Below are 22,370 nucleotides of genomic sequence, written 5' to 3'. Positions count from 1 at the left end.
GTTGCCGGGTTCTGTGCTCTTCGTGGGGTGGAACCCGGTAGGACTGTGGGCGTGACGCGTAGGCAACTCACCCATGCTCAGTGGAAGTTCATCGAGCCGTATCTGCCGATCGGCAGGTACGGCCCGTATCCGGAGCGTTTGCGGGAACAGTTCGAGGGGGTGGTCTGGCGGTTCCGCTCCAGCGGTCAGTGGCGGGAGATGCCTGCCGAGTTCGGTCCATGGGCCACCGTCTACGGACGTTTCCGCGTCTGGCGGGACGCCGGTGTGTTCACCGCCCTGCTGGAGGGTCTGATCGCTCAGGCAGCCCGCGCGGAGCAGACAGACTTGTCCCTGGTCAGCGTGGACTCCACTACGGTCCGCGCCCACCACGACGCCGCGGGGCTCCGCGTCAGCAAGCACCTCATGTCGGCCCTGGAGGAAGCCGCGCAGGAGCAGGAGACAGCCCGGCAAAAAGGGGTGGCACGGAGGAACAGAACGGACAGGACGAGCGCCGGCGTGTCCGGCGCCGGCGCAAGCTCCGCCTGAAGCAAGCCCTGCTCGGCCGGTCCCGGGGCGGCCTCACCAGCAAGATTCATCTCGCCGCGGACCGCAGATGCCGTCCGCTTGCGCTGCTCCTGACTGCCGGGCAGGCCGCGGACAGTCCGCAGTTCATCCCGTGCTCTCCAGGGTGAAGGTCCGTCTGCCTGCCGGCCGTCCCCGCACCAGGTCCGGCGCTGTCGCCGCCGATAAAGCCTACTCGTCTCGCGGTAACCACTTTTACCTGCGCAGACGCGGGGCATCAAGGCCGGCCGGCATCCCGGGAAAGCGGGCGCCAACCGCAAGAAGAGGGGCACACGAGGCGGCCGGCCCTTCAGCCACGTGGGCTTGTTCCGCTTTGACGGACACGTTTGGTGTGTTGGTCAGGCTGCGAGGGCGGTCTCGTATTCGGCGGGGCTGCGGTAGCCGAGGCTGCTGTGGAGCCGGTGCAAGTTGTACCAGCTCTCGGTCCACTCGAATATCGCGGTGTGGGCTGCGGCCCGGCTGGGCCATGGCCGGCTGTCGCCGAGCTCGTTCTTGAGGGTGGAGAAGAACGATTCGGCGAGGGCGTTGTCCCAGCATTGGCCAGTGCGTCCGACTGACAGCCTGATGCCGAAATCTGTTGCCAGGGTGGCGAGTTCACTGCTGGTGTATTGGCAGCCGCGGTCGGAATGGAAGATCACCGGGCTGGCCGGGCGGCGGGTTCGGCAGGCGGCCGTGAGGGCGTCGGCGACGAGTTCGGTCCGCAGGTGGTCGGCGGTGGCCCAGCCGACGACGCGGCGGGAGGCGATGTCGATGACGGTGGCGAGGTAGAGCCAGCCCTCGTCGGTGGCGAGGTAGGTGATGTCCCCGCACCAGCGGGTGTCGATCGCGGCGGGGTCGGGCTGGAAGTCGCGAAGCACCAGGTCAGGCCGGGTCACCGCGTGCGGGTCGGGAACGGTGGTGCGGTGGCGGCGCCTGCGGTGCCGGCCGGTCAGGCCGGCCTGTCGCATCAGACGGGCGACCCGGCGCCGCCCGCAGCCGGCTCCTTCACGCTGGAGGACAGCGTGGACGCGCGGGGCGCCATAGGTGCCGCGGGACTGCTGGTGGACGGCTGTGATCTGTTCGGTCAGCTCGGCGTCTCTCACCGAACGGGGGCCGGGGGTGCCGTTGCGGCGGGCGTAGTAGGCGGTCCGGGAGACCTTGAGGAGTTCACACGTCCGTTTGACGGTGTGACCTGCGGTTTTCTCCGCCTCGGTGAACGGGTCCACGTTCACCGGGTCTCCGTCGCGAAGAAAGCCGTCGCACGCTTGAGGATGTCGACGTCCTCGCGCAAGCGGCGGTTCTCCCGCCGCAGAGCCGCCAGTTCCTCGCGTTCGCTGCTGGTCAGGCCGTCACGTTCACCGGCGTCGACCTGGGCCTGGCGGACCCAGTCGCGGACCGCGGTCTCGGTCAGGTCGAAGTCCTTGGCGACCTGACCGACCGAGCGGTCACCCCGCCGGCCCAGCTCGACGATCTCGTCCTTGAACTCCGGCGTGGGCGAGGCATCGCCACCCGCTATGACAAGTCGCCCGAAAGCTACCTCGCCGGCTTCCACCTCCGCGGCGCAATGATCTGGATCGGCGATCTGATCAAGACCGCCGAATGATCACGACGTCACGCAGGCCCTAGGACCTGTCTGATAATTGATCTTGTGGTGGGTCGTGGTGAGCTGACGGATGCGGCATGGGAGCGGATAGCGCCTCTGCTGCCGGGTGTTGATGGGCGAGGTCGGCCGTGGCGAGATCATCGGCAGGTGATCAACGGGGTGTTGTGGCGGTTGCGGACCGGTGCGCCGTGGCGTGACCTGCCGGAACGCTATGGGCCGTGGCAGACGGCCTATGAGCGGTTCGCTCGCTGGGAGGCGGACGGAACCTGGGCCCGTCTGCTCGAACAGGCCCAGGTCCGGGACGACTCCGTCGGAGCCGTGGAGTGGACCGTGTCGGTCGACTCCACGATCAACCGAGCTCACCAGCACGCCGCCGGCGCCCGCAAAAAGGGGCGGCGGCGGGGGACGAACTGGAAGATCCGGCACGTCCGTCGGCTGGCCAGGCGCTCGGTCGGTCCCGCGGCGGGCTGACCACCAAGGTCCATCTCGCCTGCGACGGCAGGGGCCTGCCCCTGGCCGTTGTCGTCACGCCGGGCAACGTCAACGACTCCACCGTCTTCGACACGGTCATGGACGAGTTGAGGGTGCCCCGGACCGGTGCCGGGCGGCCCCGCCGCAGGCCCGACGTGGTCATCGCGGACAAGGCGTACTCCTCCCGGGCGATCCGTCAGACCCTGCGGCGCAGGGGCATCCGAGCGGTGATCCCTGAGCGGTCGGATCAGAAGGCCAACCGTGTGCGGCGCGGGCAGACCGGCGGCAGGCCGCCGGTCTTCGACCGCGAGCTCTACAAGGCACGCAACGTGGTCGAACGCTGCTTCAACCGCCTCAAACAGTTCCGTGCGATCGCCACCCGCTTCGACAAACTGGCCGCCCGCTACAAGGCCGGAGTCCACCTCGCCTCGCTCATCCTCTGGCTCCGCGAACCCACCCAAGATCGTTTGTCAGACAGAGCCTAGCGAGCGAGGGAACGCAGGTGCTCGAGCACACGCTGTGCGGCCCTTTTTGGGAAGGCGAGCGACGTGTCGATGATCAGTAGGTTGCCGGAGAACGGTTCGGCGCTTAGCAGCTCACCCGCCTCCGCAAGGAGGGCATCCCCCGCTTCGCCGGAGACACGAGGAAGGACCGCGGCATACTGGTTGTCGGTCAGCCGGTCGATGATGCTGGAGACCAACCCGGCGACGATCCAGGGACTGTCCCACGGCGGATCGATGCGGAGGCCGTCGATCACCAGGACATTGCCCGGCAGATCGACGAAGTTCTCGTACTCCGGACTCAACTCGCCGTCCTCGTCGAAGAGCTGCTCAGCCGCCACCGCGGCGAAGGACTGCTCGTCGGCCAGGCGTTTGCCGAGGTTATGGGCCTTCCAGAGCTGGCCGCGCGTCGCACGCGCTTGGGCCACTGTCTCCCCGCTGGCGAGCAGGCACACCTGCCAGGTCTGAACGCCCTCCGCAGCTGGATCGATGAGCTGGTGCGCATGCCGGAATTCCAGGGTCAGGATGCTGGGGTCCGCCTGGGCACGGGGCCGGGTGGCCTGCTCGGTCATGGGCTTCCTCTCGCCGCGCGGCTGCCCACGGCGGGCGCCGGAACCCAGGCTAGCCAGCAACCCCGCCCCGTGTACCACCATCGGCAGCCAGGCCCCTCCGGCTGCCAATGTTCCCTGTGCCAGCGGGAGGCCTGGGGGGGGGCGACCCCGACTCAGCTCAAGGACCCACGGCTCGTGTGAGTGGGTGTCTTGGCGGCACCCGGTCGGTGATGTTGGCGAAGGTGTGTGGGGTGCCGGGCGGGACCATCACGAGCGTGGCCGTGGTGGCGTCGTAGTCCTTGTCCCCGACGGTGAACCGCACCGTGCCGGACACGATGTAGAAGCCCTCGTCGTGCTGGGCGTGTCGGTGCTGCGGCAGCCCGGGGATGTGCGGCGCGAGGAGGGACTCGGCGGTTTCCAGGCGGTGCCGGGTATGGCTGCCGTCTTCAAGGACGCGCACGCGCGTGGTGCCCAGGACGATCGTTTCGCCGTCGCCGGGACCGACCACCGATACGGCGGGGTCGGCCTGCGGTTCGCTGGTCTTCGTTCTTCGGTCATGCTGCGAGTGCACCGCCAGGGCCCTGCGACTGGCCAAGGCCCATTCCGCAATGTCGATACCGCTTGGGTATCGACGCAGTGTGGAGCTACGTGCCCTGCGCTAATGCGTGGCGGTCGCTGAGGAACTTCACTTCGGCCGGGCCGCCACGCGACTGCACATGAACCTGCCGCAGCTGAGCCGGGCGATCAAGCAGCTGGAGACCGAGGTCGGGGCTCAGCTGTTCGCCCGCTCGCCTGTCGGCGTCACGCTCACCCCGGTGGGCGCAGTGCTGCTCGATGAGGCGCGGGCCCTGCTCGACCAGGCCGACCGCCTCCGCGTACGCGTGAGCGCGGCGGCCGGTGTCGCGACCATCACCGCCGGCATCCTGGGCGACAGCACCGACCCGGGAGCGACCAGGCTGGCCGCCGCTTACCGTCGAAGCCACCCGGCGTCGACATCCGCATCCGTGACACCGGTCTGACCGACCCGACCTGCGGGCTGCGCGCCGGATTGGTCGACGTTGCTCTGACTCGGGCGCCGTTCGACGAGACCGTGCTGACGGTGCGTGAGCTGCGTACCGATCCGGTGGGCGTGGTCCTGCGCGCCGACGATCCTCTGGCCTGCCGCGGCCAGCCGCAGCTGGCCGGCCTGGGCGACCGCCGCTGGTTCCAGTACCCGAAGGGAGCCGGCCCGATCTGGCAGTCGTACTGGAACGGCGGCGAGCCACGCGAGGGCCCCAGTGGTGCGCGTCGTCCAGGAACTCCAGGCCGTGCTGTGGAACGGCACGGTCGGCCTGGCCCCGCTCGGGCACGACCTGCCCACAGGGCTGGCCGTGGTGCCGCTGATCGACACGCCGCCAAGCCGAGTGGCAGCGGTGTGGAACGAGGGTGACACCAACCCGTTGATTCGATCGTTCATCGAGATGGAGACAGCCGCGTACCGCCACCGCCACTGAATATCTGGCAAAAGGTGCTGCCGCGCAGCTCGTGGACAATTCGAACACGACAGCCGTCGGGGACTGCCTCCCGAAGTAGGGTTCTGGCTCACTTTCCGTGGAGGGCTGACGACGACGGCGCCGGCCGCTTGTCGCGGCTGGCGTCCGAGTAGGAACGGACCAGGAAAACCGGTGCTGCTGTCAGCAGTTTTGGCAGGCCGTGGTCTGGGCCGTCAGGGTATGCGCGTGAGCTGCCTCCCGCGGCCCGGCCAACTCCTCAACCAGACGGCCCAGATACTTCCAGGAGGTCCCCGTGAACACCTGATGCGCGAGAACGTCCCGGTTGACCATGATCGCCGCAGCCGGATCATCCCACGCGCCAGAGATCACCCCTCAACCACAATCACGCCAGCCCGTAAGGGATGTGCTTCGTGATGGCGTGTGCCTCTGGCTCAGGGCGCTCCGTGAAGTACGTTGTGCTGGCTTCCGCGCCTTTCACGGAAGCCTCGTGCCGTGGCCGCGATGCGACCGCCGCTGCCCGTCCTACTCCTCGCCTGCGGTGTCGTCCCGGATCGCCACATCCTCCACGGCTTCCGGCTTCGACGCCTCGGACATCAACTCCGCAGCCAGCTTCGCTGTGCCCTTCGATACCTCCAGCGATTCCCTCGCGGTCGGGAGCGTGAGGGAATCCGCGTTTTCCGGGTGGTGGCAGGCGACGCGCTGGCCCGGGCGGAGTTCGAGGAGCGGGGGCTCCTGGGTGCGGCAGAGGTCGGTGGCCTTCCAGCAGCGGGTGTGGAAGCGGCAGCCCGGGGGCGGGGCGATCGGGGAGGGGACGTCGCCGGTGAGGAGGATGCGGTCGCTCTTGGCGCCGCGGCGGCGAGGGTCCGGGATGGGGACGGCAGACATCAGGGCCCGGGTGTACGGGTGCATCGGGTTCTCGTACAGTGACTTGCGGTCCGCGAGCTCGACGATCTTGCCGAGGTACATGACGGCGATGCGGTCCGAGACGTGCCGGATGACCGAGAGGTCGTGCGCGATGATCACGTACGTGAGGCCGAGCTCCCGCTGGAGGTCGTCCAGGAGGTTGACCACCTGCGCCTGGATGGAGACGTCCAGGGCGGAGACGGGCTCGTCGGCGACGACCAGCTTCGGCCTGAGGGCCAGCGCGCGGGCGATGCCGATGCGCTGGCGCTGACCGCCGGAGAATTCGTGCGGGTACCGGTTGTAGTGCTCGGGGTTGAGGCCCACCAGGCCGAGAAGGTGCTGGACCTCCTTCTTGACGCCGCCCTCGGGCTCGACGCCCTGGAGCTTGAAGGGCGCCGAGACGATCGTGCCGACCGTGTGGCGCGGGTTCAGCGAGCCGTATGGGTCTTGGAAGATCATCTGAATGTCCCGGCGGAACGGGCGCATGCCCGCCACTCCGAGGTGGGAGATGTCCTTGCCCTGGAACTCGACCGTGCCGGCGGTCGGTTCCAGGAGGCGGGTGAGGAGCCGGCCCATCGTGGACTTGCCGCAGCCGGACTCGCCGACGACGCCGAGGGTCTCCCCGGGCAGGACCTCGAAGTCGAGCCCGTCGACCGCCCTGACCGCGGCGGTCTGGCGCTGGAGAAGCCCCTTCTTGATGGGGAAGTGCTTCTTCAGGCCGGTGACCTTGAGCAGAGATTCCATGTTGTCGCTCACAGTTTCGGCGCAATCTCTTCGGTCCAGATGCGGGTCCGCTCCTCCTGCGGCATGTGGCAGGCCGAGTAGTGGCGCTCCCCGGCCAGTGCCAGCTCCGGCCGCTGGGTGCGTGTGACGCCGCCCTTGGGGACGTCCGCGTGCGGGCAGCGGGGGTTGAAGGCGCAGCCGCTCGGGATATTGATGAGGCTGGGCGGGTTGCCCTTGACCGGGATGAGCCGCTCGGTCTGGTCGCGGTCGATCCTCGGCATCGAGCCGAGCAGGCCCCAGGTGTAGGGGTGCTGCGGCTCGTAGAAGACGGACTCGGCCGGGCCGCGTTCGACGCAGCGCCCGCCATACATGACGAGGATGTCGTCGGCGAGCTCGGCGACGACGCCGAGGTCGTGGGTGATGATGACGACCGAGGAGCCGAACTCCTTCTGGAGGTCCCGCATCAGGTCCAGGATCTGGGCCTGCACGGTCACGTCGAGCGCGGTGGTCGGCTCGTCGGCGATGAGCAGTTCGGGGTTGTTGACGAGCGCCATGGCGATCATCGCTCGCTGGCGCATGCCGCCGGAGAACTCGTGCGGGTAATTGTCGAACCGCTTGGCGGGCTCGGGGATGCCGACCCGGTCGAGGAGTTCCACGGCCCGCCGCCGCGCCGTCTTCTTGGCCACCTTGTTGTGGACGCGGTACGCCTCCACGATCTGGTGGCCGATCGTGTAGTACGGGTGCATCGCGGACAGCGGGTCCTGGAAGATCATCGCCATCTCGCGGCCGCGCATCCGGCGGACCTCGTCCGGGTCGGCCGAGAGGAGCTCGCGTCCGTTGAGCCAGATTTCGCCGGAGATGCGGGCCTTCTGCCGGCCGTACTGGCCGACGGTGTGCAGGCCCATGATGCCGAGCGAGGTGACCGATTTGCCGGATCCGGACTCGCCCACGATGCCGAGGGTCTTGCCCTTCTCCAGCTGGAAGCTGAGACCGTCGACCGACTTGACCAGACCGTCGTCGGTCGGGAAGTGGATCTTCAGGTCGCGCACGTCGAGGAAGGCGCCGGAGGGAGCGGACCCGGTGGCGACGGGTTCTCCCACCGCCGCGCCGGTCTTCGTCAGCTTGTCCGTCATGCGAGCCTCACTCGGGGGTCGATCACTGCGTACAGAAGGTCCACCACGAGGTTCGCGATGACCACGCAGGCGGCGGTGATGAGGGTGACGGCCAGGATCAGCGGCAGGTCACGCTCGCTCACGCCCTTGATGGCGAGACCGCCGAGGCCGTGGAGGCTGAACGCGGTCTCGGTCAGGATCGCGCCGCCGATGAGGGCGCCGAGGTCCATGCCGAAGATGGTCAGGATGGGGGTCATGGTGGAGCGCATGGCGTGCTTGCCGAGCACGACGGCCTCCGGCAGGCCCTTGGCCCGGGCGGTGCGGATGTAATCCTCGCCCAGGACCTCCAGCATGGTGGCGCGGGTGAGCCGTGCGTACATCGCCGCGTACAGGAAGGCGAGGGTGACCCAGGGCAGGAGCAGGCCGCCGAACCAGCCGCCGAAGGACTCGGTGATCGGCACGTACGAGGCGTCGACCCAATGGAGCTGGGTACGGAAGACGAGCATCGCCAGCATGGCGGTGAAGAAGATGGGGAGCGAGACGCCGGCCAGCGCGGTGATCATCGCCGCGCGGTCGATGGCCGTGCCCCGCTTGAGCGCGGAGACCGCACCCGTGGAGACGCCGAGCACCAGCCACAGCACGGCGGCACCGACGACCATGGAGAGGGTGACCGGGAAGGCGTCGACGAGCATCGTCCAGACATCCTGCTCGGTGCGGAACGAGTAGCCGAAGCAGGGCGCGGCACAGTGGATGGTGTCACCGCCGCCGGTGTAGTCCCGGCCGACGAAGAGGCCGGAGATGAAGTGCCAGAACTGCACCAGGATCGGCTCGTCCAGGCCCAGCTTCTGCCGGATGGCCTCGATGGAAGCCGGATCCGCCTGCTTGCCGACGAACATCGCGGCAGGGTCGCTGCCGGTCATCTTGGGGATGAGGAAGAAGATGCTGAGCGTCACCAGGGTGACGACGAGCAGCATCACGACGACTGAGAAGAGCCTTCGGACTATGTATGCAAGCATGCGTTCGGCCGGTCGGCGGCCGGGTCCCCGATCAGGGATCCCGGCCGCCGACCTCGGCCATCACCTGCCCTTCGGACCTGGCGGCGGGTGGGTGCGCCGGTGGAGCGGGTCGGATTATTTGACGACGCCGAGCGACGCGTAGTCGTAGCGGCCGTTGTAGGCGTCCGCGGTGTAGACGTTGGTCAGCCGGGAGCTGCGCCAGATGATGTTCTTCTCGTGAGTGAAGGGCATATAGACCGCGGCCTCCGAGACCTTCGTGTTGATCTGCTTGTAGAGCTCGCCGGCCTTGTCGGGGTCGGTCTCCTTCAGCGCCTGGTCGAACAGGCCGTTGACGGCCGGGTCGTTCAGCTCGGAGAAGTTGTTGTTACCGCTCTGCAGGATGAAGCGGCCGTCGACGAGCGGCTGGAGGAAACCCTGCCCGGTCGGGAAGTCGGCGCCCCAGCCCATGACGATGATGCCGTAGCCCTTCTCCTTGACGACCTTAGGCGAACCGATGATGCCCGAGGTCTGGGCACCGTCGAACTGGTCGATCTGGGCGTCGATGCCGGCGGCCTTCAGCGACTGCTGGAGGGACTCGGCGGTCGCGATCTCGATCTTCTTGTTGTTGCGGACCGCGATCGTGGTCTTGAAGCCGTTCGGCTTGCCGCATTTCGCCAGGGCCTCCTTGGCCTTGGCGATGTTGGCGGAGCCGGCGAGCTTGCCGTACGGGTCGGCCTTCGGGTCGGCACCCTTGATCGCCGGCGGCAGCATGTTGGAGGCAATGTCGCCACCGGCCTGCGGGCCGCCACGGGCGGTCTGGAGGGACTTGGAGTCGGCCGCGTAGATGATGGCCTTACGGCACTCGATGTTGGGGATGACCGTCTGCGGGAAGACCGCGTAGCGGATGAAGCCGGTCTGCGGGTTGTCGACGTTGTCCTTGTGCTGCTGGAGCACCTTCTGGCGGGCGGCGGCGCCGATGCCCGTCGCGTTGATGTCGAGGTCGTACTCGCCCTCGACCAGACGGTTGTCCATGTCGTCGGCGTTCGTGGTGAACGTGACGCTGATGGTGTCCGGGAGTGCCTTCCGGATGTTGTCCGTCTTCTGGTCCCACTTGTCGTTGCGGACCAGCTTCATGGACTTGTTCGGCGTGTACGACTCCCACTTGTACGGACCGGAGGAGAACACGTTCAGGCCGTACTTGGCCTTGGTGTCCTTGTCCTGGCGGACAGGAGAGGCCGCGGGCATGGCCAGCATCTGGAGGAAGTCACCGTTGGCGACCGGCAGCTTGAAGACGATGGTCTTGTCGTCCGGGGTTTCGATTGCCTTCAGGCCGAGCTTGTCCGGGGAGGTGTCCTTGTACGGGCCCTTGTACTCGCCCTTGGGGTCGAGGACCTGCGGCAGGTAGATCGGGCCGCCCGAGATGACGTCCTGGGCCCAGATGCGCTCGATGCCGTACTTGATGTCCTTGGAGGTGATCGGCTTGCCGTCCTCCCAGGCGATTCCGTCCTTCAGCGTGAAGGTGTAGGTGAGGCCGTCGGCCGAGACCTTGCCTGCGTCGGTGGCGAGGTCCGGGACCAGCTCGGTGGAGGCGGCTCCCGGCTCGGCCTTGAAGGTGACCAGCTGGCGCGTGTAGTAGCGCTGGAAGTCCCACACGAAGCCGTAGTAACCGCGCTGCGGGTCCCACGAGTCGGCCTCCTGCGAGCCGATGAACTTCAGCTCGCCGCCCTTCTTGTCGGAAGCGGCGGCGACCTTGTTCACGGCGGCGTTGAAGCCGGCCGCACCCGCCTTGCCCTGGCCGCTGCTGTCGTCGCCGCCACAGGCGGTGGCGGCAACCATGGTGGCCGCGGCGAGCAGGGCGCCCGCGGCGATTCTGCGCTGAGAGCTCTTCAGCATGGTCCAGTAACCTCCGGAGTAGTGGCAGCCGCCAGGGCGGACCACCGATTGGGATGGGCCTCCTGTCGCCAGCGGCAGGGGCGGGTCTTGCGTGTCGTCGGCGAACGGTCAGCGCGAGCCCTTCGGGTCGAGCGCGTCCCGCACGCCGTCGCCGAAGAGGTTGAACGCCAGAACGGTGATGAAGATCGCGAGGCCGGGGATCACCATGAACAGGGGGTCCGACTCGTAGGTGGTGATGGCCGTCGACAGCATCTGTCCCCAGGAAGCGGTGGGAGGCTTTACACCCGCGCCGAGGAAGCTGAGCGCCGCTTCGGTGAGGATATTGGTGGGAATCATGAGGGTCGCGTAGACCGTGATCGGGGCGATCAGATTGGGCAGCAGCTCGCGGCGCAGGATGTAGAGGCGGCCGGCGCCGAGACTCTGGGCGGCCTCGACGTACTCGCGGTTGCGCAGCGAGAGGGTCTGGCCGCGGACGATGCGGCCCACGTACGGCCAGCCGAAGAAGCCGATCACCAGCACCAGAGCGGCGATGCGAACGCCCGATCCGTCGAGACCGAGGAACTGGTTCGGCAGCACCGAAACCAGAGCGATCGTGAAGAGTAGCTGCGGGAACGCGAGCATGACGTCCATGACCCGGCTGAGGGCCGCGTCGATCCAGCCGCCAAAGTAGCCCGCGATGATGCCGAGGACGGTGCCGACGACGACCGCGAAGACCGCCGCCAGGAAAGCGACGAGCAGGGAGATCCGGGCGCCGTAGACGATGCGGCTGAAGACGTCGCGGCCGTTGACGGGTTCGACGCCGAAAAGGAAGCTGGAGCTGGTACCGCCCCAGGAGCCGATCGGGATGCCGAAGAGCGGGTCGATCTGGTCCTCGTGGAACTCGTCCGGCGGGTGGCCCAGGAGGCCGACGATGACCGGGGCGAGGATCGCGACCAGGACGAGCAAGACAACGACGAAGGCGCCCGCGAGGGCGAGCTTGTCGCGCTTGAGACGGGTCCAGGCGATCTTCCAGGGCGAGCGTCCCTCGATCGCCCTAGCGGCGGCGCCGCGGGTGTCCGGAACGGCAGATGCGTCGGGCGCGCCGTCGACGGTGGCGGTCGCCTCGCTTGCACTCGTCTCGTGCAGTGGTGCCGTCATCGTGGTGAGGACCCCTCTCGGCCGCCGGTAGCCGGCTCTTGCCCGTCGCGGGTAGCGGCTCGGTGGAACATGGGTATGTACAGAAGGCTGCGAACTGGATTTGAGGTATGGGCACTCGGGTGAAGGCGCTACCACCCTGACTGGGCCACCCCTGAGCCTGCTCGGTAGACCAGAGTGGCTAGTCGTCTGCCGGTAATCCGGAAAATAGCACGGCTGCTGCGGCAGCAATTCCGACGACGCCTGTGCTCGCCACCACAGCCCTGATCCTGCCCTTGAGTACGTACGCCACAATGTCACACCCCTTTCAGTGATGTAGAAACGAAACGAAACGAACCTACCCATCCGGCTGTGGCGGATCCTGAGTAGTAGATGCTCAACTGCTTCCTTATTGATCATTTCGGAATTTGAGTCCGCAGTCATCTCATGCAGATGACGAACTGGTGACGTGGAATTCGGCGCGTGTCTCGTGGTAGGTCCGGGGCTCTTGCATCTGGTGCAGCCAGGCGGGTCCGCTAAGGCCCGCATGTTCCTTGAGTTCTGCCCCTGCTGAACGCGATACCCCGCATCCGCGGGGCTCGCGGACGGCCGAGGCAACGACCGGGCCGGCTGTCCGCCGACCGCGGCTGCGACTACGACAAGCCGACGCCTCCTGCGGGCCCGCGGCATCACGCCGAAGACCACCCGCAGAGGCACAGCTCACGGTTCCGGCCCGGGTAAGACCCGCTGGGCCGTCGAGCGGACCTTTGCCTGGCTTCACCGGTTCAAACGACTACGGACCCCTGCGAGATACGCACCGGTTTCCACCCCAGCCTGCTCCAACTCGCCTGCAGCAGCATCTGCTTGAGACGATCCGAACCTCATTTTGAAAGGATCAGTTACGAGCTGGTGCGTGATAGCGGTTGAGGGGCAATCGCGCGAGGGTGGGATGGTCCAGCCTGTGGTGATCATGGTCAACCGACACATCCTCGCGCATCAGGTGTTCACAGGGATCTCCCGGCAGCATCTGGCTTGCTTGGTCGAGGAGTTGGCCGTCCCGTGGCAGGCTGTTGTGGAGGGTCGTCGTCACGAGGCACGTGGCGGGGCCAGGAAACGTGAGGCGGGGGCCGGCGCCCGGCATCGCCTGGTGTTCGTCGACCGGCTGGTCGTCACGCTGATCCACCTGCGGCACGATCTCCCGCACTCTGTCCTCGCCTTGTTGTTCGGCGTCGACCGCTCCACTGTCACCCGTGCGATCGGAGAGATACGCAGGCTCCTGGCCGAACGCGGATGCGCAGTCCCGACCGTCCTGGCCTGCGGACCCTGGCGGACGTCTTCGCTTATGCCCAGGCCGAGGGCATCGAGCTGCGGCTGGACGCCACCGAAGTCCAGGTCCGCCGACCCTTGGCCGGCCGCGGCGGACGCCGCGCGTTCGTCTCCGGTAAGAAGAAACAGAACACCATGAAGGCCACCGTCGTCGCCGACCACCAAGGCCGCACGCTCTGGACCGATGCCCTGCGACCAGGCCGGATGCACGATGTGACCGCCGCACGCAACGAAGGCATCGGTGTCTGTTTCCAGCACTTCCCGGACGTGGAAGTGCTTCTGGACGACGGCTACCTCGGGCTCCGGCGCGACCATCCTGGCCAGGCGATCACACCGCCCAGAAAACCGAACAAGATCGCTTTGCCGCACGTACATGCAGCCAGAGAAGAGGCCCGGCACCGACACTCATCGAAGCGCATCACCGTCGAGCACGCGCTCGCCGACCACAAACGCTGGAAGCAGCTGACCCGCTGGACACACCGGCGAGATGCCCTGCCCGACACCTACCGGGCCATCGCCGGCCTCGTCTCCGACCGCAACACCACCGCCTGACAAAACCACCAGCTCAGGACCGCCCATCTCCACCGCTATCACGCACCAGCTCGTTAGAGGGGGGCTCGGTGGTGTCAAGGGCTCGGTCGGCGCGAACCGCCGCACCGCCTGGAGCTGCGCCCTGTATCTCCGGCGGGCACCGGCCGGCCGCCGAACCACTGCGGCACGAGCATGCCCATGCCCCCGGCGACGACCCGGCCGCCGCGCACCGCTACCCGCCGGTCCGCGTGCGGGCCCAGGCACGTGATGTCGGGCACCGGCTGGCCGTAGGCGCGGCGGGCCAGAGCGTCGTACTCCTCCCACCGGGCGTCGTCGGCCTCGGTGAACTCCACGTCCACGGTTCGGCTCCCCTTTCTCTAGTAGTCGGTGGCGTCGCGGACGACGTCCGGGTCGGCGGGGACCAAGAAGGTGCGGGTGCCGGTGACGACCAGGTCTCCGCCCTGGTCGGGGCGGCTGCCCGAGCGGCGGGCGGACAGGACGGTGCTGCGCGCGGACAGGGTGTCGCCGACGTGGACGGGCGTCTTCCAGCTGACCTCGTCCAGGGCGAGGTTGCCGGTGGTCATGCCGCTGGTGGAGCGGACCGTCATGCCTAGCACGATGTTGAGGGTGAGCATCCCGCACACCAAGACCTGCGGGTGCCCGGTACGGCGGCAGTACTCGGAGTCGGAGTGGATCGGCGCCTCGTTTTGCCCATCAGCGCGAGGACCTGGACGTGCTCGGCCTCCGTCACCGTCCGCGCCGGCCGGTGCTCGATGACCAGGCCGGGGACGAGGTCGGGCAGGCCCAGGCCGACGACCTCCCGGATCCGCTGCCCCCTGGCGGGAGGAGCTCGATGACCAGTGGGACGACTTCACCTTGCTGCTGCAGCAGGCACGGCGAGACCGCCAAGAGCAGGTGCACGCGGCGGAGCAGGTCGACACCCAGGCGGAAGCCGAGCGGATGGCCGCCGCGCTCGCGACGCTGCCCGCCTTCCGTGCGGCCAGGAATCAGGCGGCCCGGAAGGCCGTGGCCACTGACACGTTCCCCGACAGCGACGTTCCCCCCGTCAGCTACCTGCTGAGCCGGGCCGTCACGCTCGCCGCCGGCCGGGTTGAGGCCGACGCCGCGGCCGCCTGGCGTGACGTGGAGGAACGCATCGGAGAGGTCGCGGGCAAGCTCGCTGCCAGCGGCGTGCTCGAAGACGCCACGACCGCGCCCACCCGACGGATCAAGGCGACAGGCTTTCTCACCAACCTGACCGGTGGCTTCCCGCCTCCGACACGGACGCTCACCCTGCTGCTCGGCCACCCGGCCCTGACAGTTCCCGGCCCTCGCACCGCCTCCCGCCCGGTCGCCGACACCCTCCCGCTGCTCTAGACGATGCCCCGCTCCATCCCGCCTGGCCGCGGCATCCGGTACGTCTGACCGTCGCCTTGCTGGGGCGCCCCAAGGACTCTGCTCCGAGGCCCGGCGCCCCTCGCGCGCACGCACCAGAGACCACCGGCCCTGCCCCGCAGCAAGGCGGCACGCACCCGGACCGCCCGCTGAAAGCGGACCGGGTCCGCGGCACCGGTCCTGTGGGGGAGCGGTCCACGCCGGCGCCGACAGCGGGACGGGACCGTACGCGCGGGCTACGCCGGACCGAGTCACCCCCTTCTCTTCTTCTGTCCTTCTCTTCCCGGCGGCGGCTCAGGTCTTCGTGAGTCGCCGCCGGGAGGTCACTCCAAAGGATCATTCATCATGAAATCCACCTACAGTGTTGGCCTTTGTGGTTACGGTGTGTGCGCATGAGGATTCTGCACACATCCGACTGGCACCTGGGCCGCCAACTTCACCGTGTGCCGCTCATCGACGAGCAGCACGCGTTCCTCCGGTTCCTTGTGGACACCGTCCGGGAACACCACGTCGACGTCGTGGCAGTCGCGGGCGACGTGTTCGACCGGGCCATCCCGCCGCTCGATGCGATCGGCCTGTTCGACCAAGTCCTGGAAGAACTCGCCGACATGCGCGTGCCGCTGGTGATGATCAGCGGCAACCACGACTCCCCGCGCCGGCTCGGGGTCAACGCGCGCCTGATCGAACGCGCCGGAATCCACCTTCGCACCGCAGTGGACGACTGCGCCCGCCCGGCCGTCCTGCACGACGAGCACGGACCGGTGGCGTTCTACGGACTGCCCTACCTCGAACCCGGCCTGGTCCAGGCCCATTTCGACGCGGACAAGCCCAGCCACCAGGCCGTCCTCGGCGCGGCGATGGACCAGGTGCGCGCCGACCTCGCCACCCGCCCCGGCACCCGGTCGGTTGTCCTCGCCCACGCCTTCGTCACCGGCGCTGCACCCAGTGACAGCGAACGCGACATCACGGCCGGCGGTGTGCCCTCGGTCAGCGCCTCGGTGTTCGACGGCGCCGACTACGTCGCCCTGGGCCACCTGCACCGCTGCCAGAAGATCACCGAACGCGTCCGTTACAGCGGATCGCCCCTGGCTTACTCCTTCTCCGAGGCCGACCACCCCAAGGCGATGTGGCTCATCGACCTGGACGCACAGGCCCGCCTGAGCGCACAGCGGATCTTTTGCCCCGTGCCCCGCGCCCTTGGCCGGCTCACCGGAACCCTGGACGCCCTGCTCACCGACCCCGAGCACACCCCGCACGAAGGTTCCTGGCTCCACATCACCCTCACCGACCCCGACCGCCCGCACATGGCCATGGAACGCCTCAAGGAACGCTTCCCCCACACCCTCAGGCTCAGCTTCACCGCCGAGCACCACACCAGCGACGAGTCCTACAGCGCCCGCGTCAACGGCCGCAGCGACCACGACATCACCCTCGGCTTCGTCCACCACGTGACCAACATCCCCGCCACCCTCCAAGAGCAGGACCTGCTGCGCGAAGGACTGGAAAACGTCCGCATCCAAGCCGCGGCACGAGAGGCCCACTGATGCACCTGCACCACCTCACCGTCCAGGCCTTCGGCCCCTTCGCCCGCACCGAGACCGTCGACTTCGACGCCCTGGCCGGCAACGGCCTGTTCCTCCTACGCGGCGACACCGGAGCCGGAAAGACCAGCGTCCTCGACGCCGTCTGCTTCGCCCTCTACGGCACCGTCCCCGGGATCCGCCCCACCCACCGCCTGCGCAGCGACCACGCCCCCACCACCACCCGCACCGCCGTCACCCTCGACTTCAGCTCCGCCGGCCGCCGCCTGAAGATCACCCGGACCCCCAAGCAGGAGCGCCCCAGCACCCGCGCCAAGACCGGCTTCGCCACCGACGAAGCCACCGTCCAGCTTCACCAGCACACCAAAACCGCCGATGGCCAGGACCAGTGGGACCCTGTCTGCGCGAACCATCAGGACGCGGCCAGAGAGATCGAGGCAGCTCTGGGCCTGAACAAGGAACAGTTCTGCCAGGTCGTCCTCCTGCCCCAGGGCGACTTCGCGAAGTTCCTCCGCTCCGATGCCAAGGACCGAGCCGGCCTGCTGCGCCGCCTCTTCGGCACCGGCCGCTTCCAGGAACTGCAGACCTGGCTGACCACCCGCAGCAAAGAAGCACGGAAGGAACTCGAGGAGGCCCTCACCGAAATCCGGCAGCTGGGCGAACGGATCGACCAGGAGACGCGCACCCTTCGCCCGCAGGACGGCGAGACTCCCACTCGCCCCGCCCCCGACGACCCCGCCGCAGTCCTCACCTGGACCCAGCAGCTCCTCGCCCTCTCCCACAAAGCGCACGCCGCAGCGCAGGCCGACGCCGTGCGCAGCGACGACGAACACGGCGAGGCCAAGAGCAACCACGAAAAGGCGGCCGACCTCGCAGAACGGCAGGCCAGGCACCTCGACGCCCGCACCCGCCGCACCGCACTCGACGAAGAAGCCGTCGGCCATTCCCAGCTGCGCGAAGAACTCGACCGCGGACGAAGCGCCCAGGCGATGCGCCCCCTGCTCGACGGACTGGACCGCGCCGCTGCCGCACTGGAGGAAGCCCGCACCGGCGAACACCAGGCCCGGGCCCTGCTCGCCCCCGAGTACCAGCAGGAAGACCCGCGCCGACTGAGCGCGCATCTCGAGCGCCAGCACGCCGAACGAGGCCGAATCGAAGGCCTGCTTCCCGACGAACAGCTCCACACCCAGCTCGGCATCCAGCTCGAAGACCTCGCCACCAAGGAACAGCAGGCACGCGCAGACCTCGACGACGCCGAGAAGTGGCTCGCCGCATGGCCCGCAGAAGAGAGCCGGCACACCAGCGCCGTCGACGCCATGAACAGGGCGACGGACAGCATCGCCCACCTCGAGCAGACCGCCCGCGACGCCACCGCCCGACATGAGGCCGCCCTCCTGCGCGACAGCCTGGCCACACACCTGACAGCCGCCGCGGATGAAAAGACGGCCCGCGCCACAGAAGCACTCCAGGCAAAGCAGGAATGGCTCGACCTGCGAGAACGCCGCCTCGACGGCATGGCCGGAGAACTCGCCGCCCAACTCAGCCCCGGAACGCCCTGCACCGTCTGCGGCTCGACCGAACACCCAGCCCCCGCCCGCCCCCGGGCCGACCAGCCCACACGAGAGGACGAGAACAAAGCCCGAACCCTGCACGAGCAGGCCGAACAAGCCCTCACCAAAGCCGACCACGAGCACGCAGAGCTGGCCGAACAACACGCCATGGCCATCGGCTCCGCCGGCACCACCCCCGCCGCCGAACTCGCCACCACCCTGCAAAACGCCCACACCGCTCACAAGGAAGCCTGCGACACCGCCGCCAGTCTCCCCGCCGCACGAGAGGACCTCGCCCGCCTCCGCAGCGAACACGACACCCGCACCCGACTGCACCAGGAAGCAAGAGACCTGCTGACCGAGTGCCAGACCCGCAGCCGAACCCTGGCCCAGCAGCAGGCAGAGCTCACCCGCACCCTCGACGACGCCCGCGCCGGCCACACCAGCCTCCCCGCCCGCCTGGCCGACCTCACCCGCACAGCCGGGCACCTCGACCACGCGATGGCCACCGCACAGACCACAACAGACGCCGAAGCCCGCCACCACGACGCACTCACCGCAGCAGACCAGGCGGCCCGCAGCGCCGGCTTCACCAGCCGCGACGAAGCGGCCGACGCACTGCGAACCCCCGTCCTGCTCCAGCAGTGGGCCGACGAGTTCGAACAGTGGGGCAAGGAGGACGCCATCGTCACCAGCATCCTCACCGACCCCGGCCTGGTCGAAGCAAGCCTCCAGCCCGCGGCCGACCCCACTGCCGCAGCCCATGCCCTCCAGCAGGCTGAAGCCCGCCTCAAGGACACCGCAGGCGCCACTCGCCAGGCCGCAGAGCGCGTCACGGCACTGACGGAACTGGCCGCCGACATCGAGACCCGCCTCGCCGGCCTCGAACCCCTCCAGCACAGCCACCGCCTCGCCGACTGCCTGGCCTCCATCACCTCGGCCAACTCCGCCGCCAACACCCTCAGCATGGAACTCGAGGCCTACGTCCTGGCCGCACGCCTCGAGGAAATCGCTGCCGCCGCCAACACCCGCCTGCAGAACATGACCTCGGAGCGCTACCTCCTCGTCCACAGCGACGAAAAGGAAGCCGGCCGCCGCGGCCGTCTGAAGGGCGGGCTCGGCCTGCGGGTCCTCGACACCTGGACCGGCACCGAACGCGAGACCTCCACCCTGTCCGGAGGCGAGACCTTCACCGCCTCCCTCGCGCTCGCCCTCGGCCTGGCCGACGTCGTCACCCAGGAAGCCAGCGGACGCCCCCTGGGAACCCTCTTCATCGACGAAGGCTTCGGCACCCTCGACGAACAGAACCTTCAGGACGTCATGGATGTGCTCGACCAGCTCCGGGCAGGCAACCGCACCGTCGGGATCGTCAGCCACGTCCCCGAACTCAGCCGCCGCATCCCCAGCCAGCTCAACGTGAGGAAGCACCGCGACGGCTCTACCCTGCGCCCTCTGACCGGCGCCGACCTGTAGCACCCGAGGGTGTACCGCACGCCTGCGGGCGCAGCCGCGCGGTACACCCTCAGCGCCACGGTTTGCTCCCGCTCCCCGTGCGGTTGCCACCGGGGCTTTCTCCAGGAAGGAGGGGAGGGGGAAGGGGAGGGGGGAAGGGGAGGAAAACGCTGCCCGCAAGCGCAAGACGGCCTCACATCCGGCTGTTGTGCCCCCGCCGGGGTATGAAGATTCCTCTCTGCTCTTGCTCCCTGGCTGCCGGCCGTAGGCAAGAGAGCCCGTTGTTCCGGGCTGTTCCCCTTACCCCTCAAGAGCCATCCGATAGGGTTAAAGGTGCAGGTTAAAGAAGGGGTTAAATGCTGCTAGTGTCTGTGGCATGGGCCTTAGTGAGGAAGAACTGCTCGCCGCCGCTGACGAGTTGCTTGCGGAGGTGCCGCAGCTTCCGTCCCCGGCAGAGCGTGCCCGTCTGCGTGAGGCCGCCGGGATCACGCAGGCCCGACTCGCAGCCGCGCTGAAGACCACGACGCAGACAATCAAGAACTGGGAGAACGGCAGGAGCGAACCGCGCTCACCGCGCCTGGAGGCATACCAGCGGATTCTGAGCGGCTGGGCGGCAAAGCACCCCACACACGGCACACCGACCGCAGCCCCCGCCCCCGCACCACAGCCGCAGGCACCGGCCGCGTTCACCAGACCCGCCACCCCTGCCGCGCGAGCGGAACCTGTCACACCGCTACCGGCTCCCGCCGCGGCGAGCGCACCCGAGCATCCGATCGAGTCCGGGCGTCCGGCCACACGCTTCGCGCCATCGCGGCTGCCGACGGTGGACAAGGCGGCCCCGGCCGTGTTCGACCCCCGCTTCCCAAGCGGACCGCTCGCAGTCCTGGACGGCGACGGCACCGCGTACGGCATCGGCGGGATCGTGCTGGACTGTCCGGCGACCACGATCGTGGAACTGGTCGAGTGGACCCTCACGCAGTCCGGTCTCGGGGCACCGAAGCTCCACCGCTACGGGATGGACTCCGACCCCCTCATCGTCCTGACCGCGACCGCGGCCGCCAAGTTCGGCCTGCCCGAGCGCCTGGAGGACCGCCGAGGTCTGCGCCTGCCCGAGGACCATCCGGTCGTCAAGCAGGTGACGAAAGCCAAGTGGCAGCTCACCCAGCGCGGGTTCGGCCCCTGGGCCCGGATCTACCGCAAAGCCCAGGGACGCGACCGCCAGTGCGTCCAGCTCGCGCTCCTGCCCTGGGACGCCCTGGACTCCCGCTCCTGGCCCGGCGTCAACGAAGCAGAGATGCACCCGGCCGACATCGCCCGCGTCCTCGGCATCTATGCACAGCGCGTCATCACCCCCCGCGGCTCTACAGCCGTCTCCGGCCTGGAACTGATGACCGCACTACGCCCCCCGACCCGCCCGGTGCGCGACGAGGAGACCGGCAACTGGACCCGTGGCCACCACGCCGGAAGCCTCGGAACCGACCCGCTGCCACCGGCACCGCCGGAAGCCCGCCCCGAACACCCCGTCGTCGTCAGCTCTGGCTGGACGGGCGGCTTCGTCAACGAAGAGGCCTACCAGTGGATCCGCGACATCGACCTCCTCACCGGCGACGAGGCAGCACTCCCGTACGCGGTTGGCCTCGACCTCAACACCGCCTTCCTCGCCTCCACCGCCCGCCTGATGGTCGGTCTCTGCGAACCCGACCACTTCGTGCGCCCGAAGTTCTACCCCAAGGTCACCGGCTCCTGGCTCGTCGACCTCTCCCACATTGACCTCGACCCCCGCCTGCCCAGCCCGTTCACACTGACCGGCCAGCGCCCCACAGGCCCGGCCTGGTACCAGACCCACACCGTCGCCTACGCCCAGGAACTCGGCTACAACGTCGACGTCCTGGAGGCGTACCTGCGCCGCGAGACCGGCGCCTACCTCGACCCGTGGCACGACCGGCTCAAGACCGCCTACGCCGAGACCCTGGCCGACCTCGGCGTCACCCCCGACCTCACCGATCCGGAGTTCCTCGCAGCGATGGAGGTCCACAAGCAGGTCGACCCGGCGATGGCCGCCGTCCTCACCGCGATCAAAGCAACGGTGAAGGGCGGCATCGGCAAGCTCTTCGAGGGACCCCAGGGCACGGGCTACAAGGACGGCGAGGAGTGGCCGGCCATGAAACGCCCCACCTGGGCCCCCTGGATCCGCAACGCGATCATCTCCAAGACCCGAGTCAACATGCACCGCAAGCTCGCCAACATGGCCAAGCTCACCGGCATGTACCCGCTCGCGGTCCTCTCCGACTGCGTCGTCTACCCCGCCACGAGCACCAGCCCGCTCGACTTCCTCCCCTACGCCGAGTCGGGCAAGCCGATCCCCGGCGCCTTCCGCCTCGGCCCCACACCGGGCCGGGCGAAGCTGGAAGGCGCACAGCCGATGACATGGGCGGTCGACCTGATGGAACAGGGCTACAACCCCGCCCGCCACATCAAGGGCGACGGCCACGACGCCGTCATGGACGAAGGCGAATAACCCTACGGCCGCCATGGCACCGGGTCACCCCGAACGTCGGTCAAGGCCACAACCTCCCACGCACCCGCCCACTATCAACCTCTCCCCCAGCACCCACCACAGCGCGCGTCCCACCGGCACCAGAGGCCCCACGGCCCAGGCAAGGCGCGCGACCTGGACC

The 22,370-nt window shown here is 68.5% G+C and carries 15 protein-coding genes and 5 pseudogenes; 9 read left to right on the top strand and 11 right to left on the bottom strand.

Features of this window, described 5'->3' with window-relative positions; all coding sequences use genetic code 11:
- Window positions 1-51: 51 nt before the first annotated feature.
- Window positions 52-858, top strand: a pseudogene (locus OG462_RS03205) (transposase); the annotation flags it as partial.
- Between the two features lie 41 nt (window positions 859-899).
- Here OG462_RS03205 and OG462_RS03200 read toward each other — a convergent pair.
- Window positions 900-1,772, bottom strand: a complete 873-nt coding sequence (locus tag OG462_RS03200; protein ID WP_406054212.1) for an IS3 family transposase — start codon at window positions 1,770-1,772, stop codon at window positions 900-902.
- Window positions 1,769-2,002, bottom strand: coding sequence for a transposase (locus OG462_RS03195; RefSeq protein ID WP_406066337.1), 234 nt, complete (start codon window positions 2,000-2,002; stop codon window positions 1,769-1,771). Before OG462_RS03195 ends, OG462_RS03200 begins: the two co-directional genes overlap by 4 nt.
- A 189-nt stretch (window positions 2,003-2,191) precedes the next feature.
- Between OG462_RS03195 and OG462_RS03190 the strand changes: the two genes are divergently transcribed.
- Window positions 2,192-3,099 (top strand): IS5 family transposase gene (locus OG462_RS03190; protein ID WP_406066283.1). Its coding sequence is split into 2 segments (ribosomal slippage): window positions 2,192-2,537 and window positions 2,537-3,099, totalling 909 coding nucleotides; the frame shifts between segments, so codons are not numbered across the junction.
- Here the strand turns inward: OG462_RS03190 and OG462_RS03185 are convergent.
- Window positions 3,096-3,686, bottom strand: coding sequence for a hypothetical protein (locus OG462_RS03185; RefSeq protein WP_406054210.1), 591 nt, complete (start codon window positions 3,684-3,686; stop codon window positions 3,096-3,098). The genes OG462_RS03190 and OG462_RS03185 overlap by 4 nt on opposite strands.
- A 199-nt stretch (window positions 3,687-3,885) precedes the next feature.
- Window positions 3,886-4,223: pseudogene (locus tag OG462_RS03180) on the bottom strand (cupin domain-containing protein); the annotation flags it as partial.
- A gap of 107 nt (window positions 4,224-4,330) precedes the next feature.
- On the opposite strand from OG462_RS03180, the pseudogene OG462_RS03175 reads away from it, so the two are divergent.
- Window positions 4,331-5,158 (top strand): annotated as a pseudogene (locus tag OG462_RS03175) (LysR family transcriptional regulator).
- A gap of 522 nt (window positions 5,159-5,680) precedes the next feature.
- Here OG462_RS03175 and OG462_RS03170 read toward each other — a convergent pair.
- The 5 genes from OG462_RS03170 to OG462_RS03150 all read right to left on the bottom strand — a co-directional run bounded on the left by OG462_RS03170 (window position 5,681) and on the right by OG462_RS03150 (window position 11,921).
- The gene (locus OG462_RS03170) at window positions 5,681-6,805 is read right to left on the bottom strand and encodes an ABC transporter ATP-binding protein (protein ID WP_406054208.1); all 1,125 of its coding nucleotides are present in this window, start codon (window positions 6,803-6,805) and stop codon (window positions 5,681-5,683) included.
- Between the two features lie 8 nt (window positions 6,806-6,813).
- Window positions 6,814-7,917: an ABC transporter ATP-binding protein gene (locus OG462_RS03165; RefSeq protein WP_406054206.1), complete on the bottom strand. Its 1,104-nt coding sequence runs from the start codon at window positions 7,915-7,917 to the stop codon at window positions 6,814-6,816.
- Complete coding sequence (locus tag OG462_RS03160; RefSeq protein ID WP_406054204.1) at window positions 7,914-8,912, bottom strand: ABC transporter permease; 999 nt, start codon at window positions 8,910-8,912, stop codon at window positions 7,914-7,916. The genes OG462_RS03165 and OG462_RS03160 overlap by 4 nt, the downstream gene beginning before the upstream one ends.
- Before the next feature lie 114 nt (window positions 8,913-9,026).
- Complete coding sequence (locus OG462_RS03155; protein ID WP_406054202.1) at window positions 9,027-10,784, bottom strand: ABC transporter substrate-binding protein; 1,758 nt, start codon at window positions 10,782-10,784, stop codon at window positions 9,027-9,029.
- A 108-nt stretch (window positions 10,785-10,892) separates the two neighbouring features.
- Complete coding sequence (locus OG462_RS03150) at window positions 10,893-11,921, bottom strand: ABC transporter permease (protein WP_406054200.1); 1,029 nt, start codon at window positions 11,919-11,921, stop codon at window positions 10,893-10,895.
- 534 nt (window positions 11,922-12,455) lie between these two features.
- On the opposite strand from OG462_RS03150, the pseudogene OG462_RS03145 reads away from it, so the two are divergent.
- Window positions 12,456-12,824: pseudogene (locus OG462_RS03145) on the top strand (IS5/IS1182 family transposase); the annotation flags it as partial.
- A 43-nt stretch (window positions 12,825-12,867) separates the two neighbouring features.
- A pseudogene (locus tag OG462_RS03140) lies at window positions 12,868-13,775 on the top strand (transposase family protein).
- Window positions 13,776-13,849: 74 nt separating this feature from the next.
- Here the strand turns inward: OG462_RS03140 and OG462_RS03135 are convergent.
- Complete coding sequence (locus OG462_RS03135) at window positions 13,850-14,113, bottom strand: hypothetical protein (RefSeq protein WP_406054198.1); 264 nt, start codon at window positions 14,111-14,113, stop codon at window positions 13,850-13,852.
- 18 nt (window positions 14,114-14,131) lie between these two features.
- Window positions 14,132-14,398 (bottom strand): hypothetical protein, encoded by a 267-nt coding sequence (locus OG462_RS03130; RefSeq protein WP_406054196.1) that lies wholly within the window; start codon window positions 14,396-14,398, stop codon window positions 14,132-14,134.
- 232 nt (window positions 14,399-14,630) lie between these two features.
- Between OG462_RS03130 and OG462_RS03125 the strand changes: the two genes are divergently transcribed.
- From OG462_RS03125 to tap, 4 genes are all read left to right on the top strand, one after another.
- Window positions 14,631-15,131 (top strand): hypothetical protein, encoded by a 501-nt coding sequence (locus OG462_RS03125; protein WP_406054194.1) that lies wholly within the window; start codon window positions 14,631-14,633, stop codon window positions 15,129-15,131.
- 410 nt (window positions 15,132-15,541) lie between these two features.
- A complete protein-coding gene (locus OG462_RS03120) occupies window positions 15,542-16,693 on the top strand; it encodes an exonuclease SbcCD subunit D (RefSeq protein ID WP_406054192.1) in 1,152 nt (383 codons plus the stop codon).
- Window positions 16,693-19,713, top strand: coding sequence for an AAA family ATPase (locus OG462_RS03115; protein WP_406054190.1), 3,021 nt, complete (start codon window positions 16,693-16,695; stop codon window positions 19,711-19,713). The genes OG462_RS03120 and OG462_RS03115 overlap by 1 nt, the downstream gene beginning before the upstream one ends.
- Window positions 19,714-20,068: 355 nt before the next feature.
- Window positions 20,069-22,210, top strand: a complete 2,142-nt coding sequence (gene tap / locus OG462_RS03110) for a telomere-associated protein Tap (protein WP_406054188.1) — start codon at window positions 20,069-20,071, stop codon at window positions 22,208-22,210.
- Window positions 22,211-22,370: the final 160 nt, after the last annotated feature.

It is taken from the genome of Streptomyces sp. NBC_01077 (assembly GCF_045162855.1).
GTDB lineage: Bacteria > Actinomycetota > Actinomycetes > Streptomycetales > Streptomycetaceae > Streptomyces.
The sequence above is the reverse complement of the archived record's forward strand: the minus strand, read 5'-3'. Positions and strand labels throughout refer to the sequence as shown.

Bases quoted from the DNA above. Each gene is read 5' to 3' on its own strand.
- OG462_RS03120 (WP_406054192.1), top strand. From the start codon at position 15,542: ATGAGGATTCTGCACACATCCGACTGGCACCTGGGCCGCCAACTTCAC.
- tap (WP_406054188.1), top strand. From the start codon at position 20,069: ATGGGCCTTAGTGAGGAAGAACTGCTCGCCGCCGCTGACGAGTTGCTT.
- OG462_RS03155 (WP_406054202.1), bottom strand. From the start codon at position 10,784: ATGCTGAAGAGCTCTCAGCGCAGAATCGCCGCGGGCGCCCTGCTCGCC.
- OG462_RS03150 (WP_406054200.1), bottom strand. From the start codon at position 11,921: ATGACGGCACCACTGCACGAGACGAGTGCAAGCGAGGCGACCGCCACC.
- OG462_RS03170 (WP_406054208.1), bottom strand. From the start codon at position 6,805: ATGGAATCTCTGCTCAAGGTCACCGGCCTGAAGAAGCACTTCCCCATC.
- OG462_RS03160 (WP_406054204.1), bottom strand. From the start codon at position 8,912: ATGCTTGCATACATAGTCCGAAGGCTCTTCTCAGTCGTCGTGATGCTG.
- OG462_RS03165 (WP_406054206.1), bottom strand. From the start codon at position 7,917: ATGACGGACAAGCTGACGAAGACCGGCGCGGCGGTGGGAGAACCCGTC.
- OG462_RS03115 (WP_406054190.1), top strand. From the start codon at position 16,693: ATGCACCTGCACCACCTCACCGTCCAGGCCTTCGGCCCCTTCGCCCGC.
- OG462_RS03185 (WP_406054210.1), bottom strand. From the start codon at position 3,686: ATGACCGAGCAGGCCACCCGGCCCCGTGCCCAGGCGGACCCCAGCATC.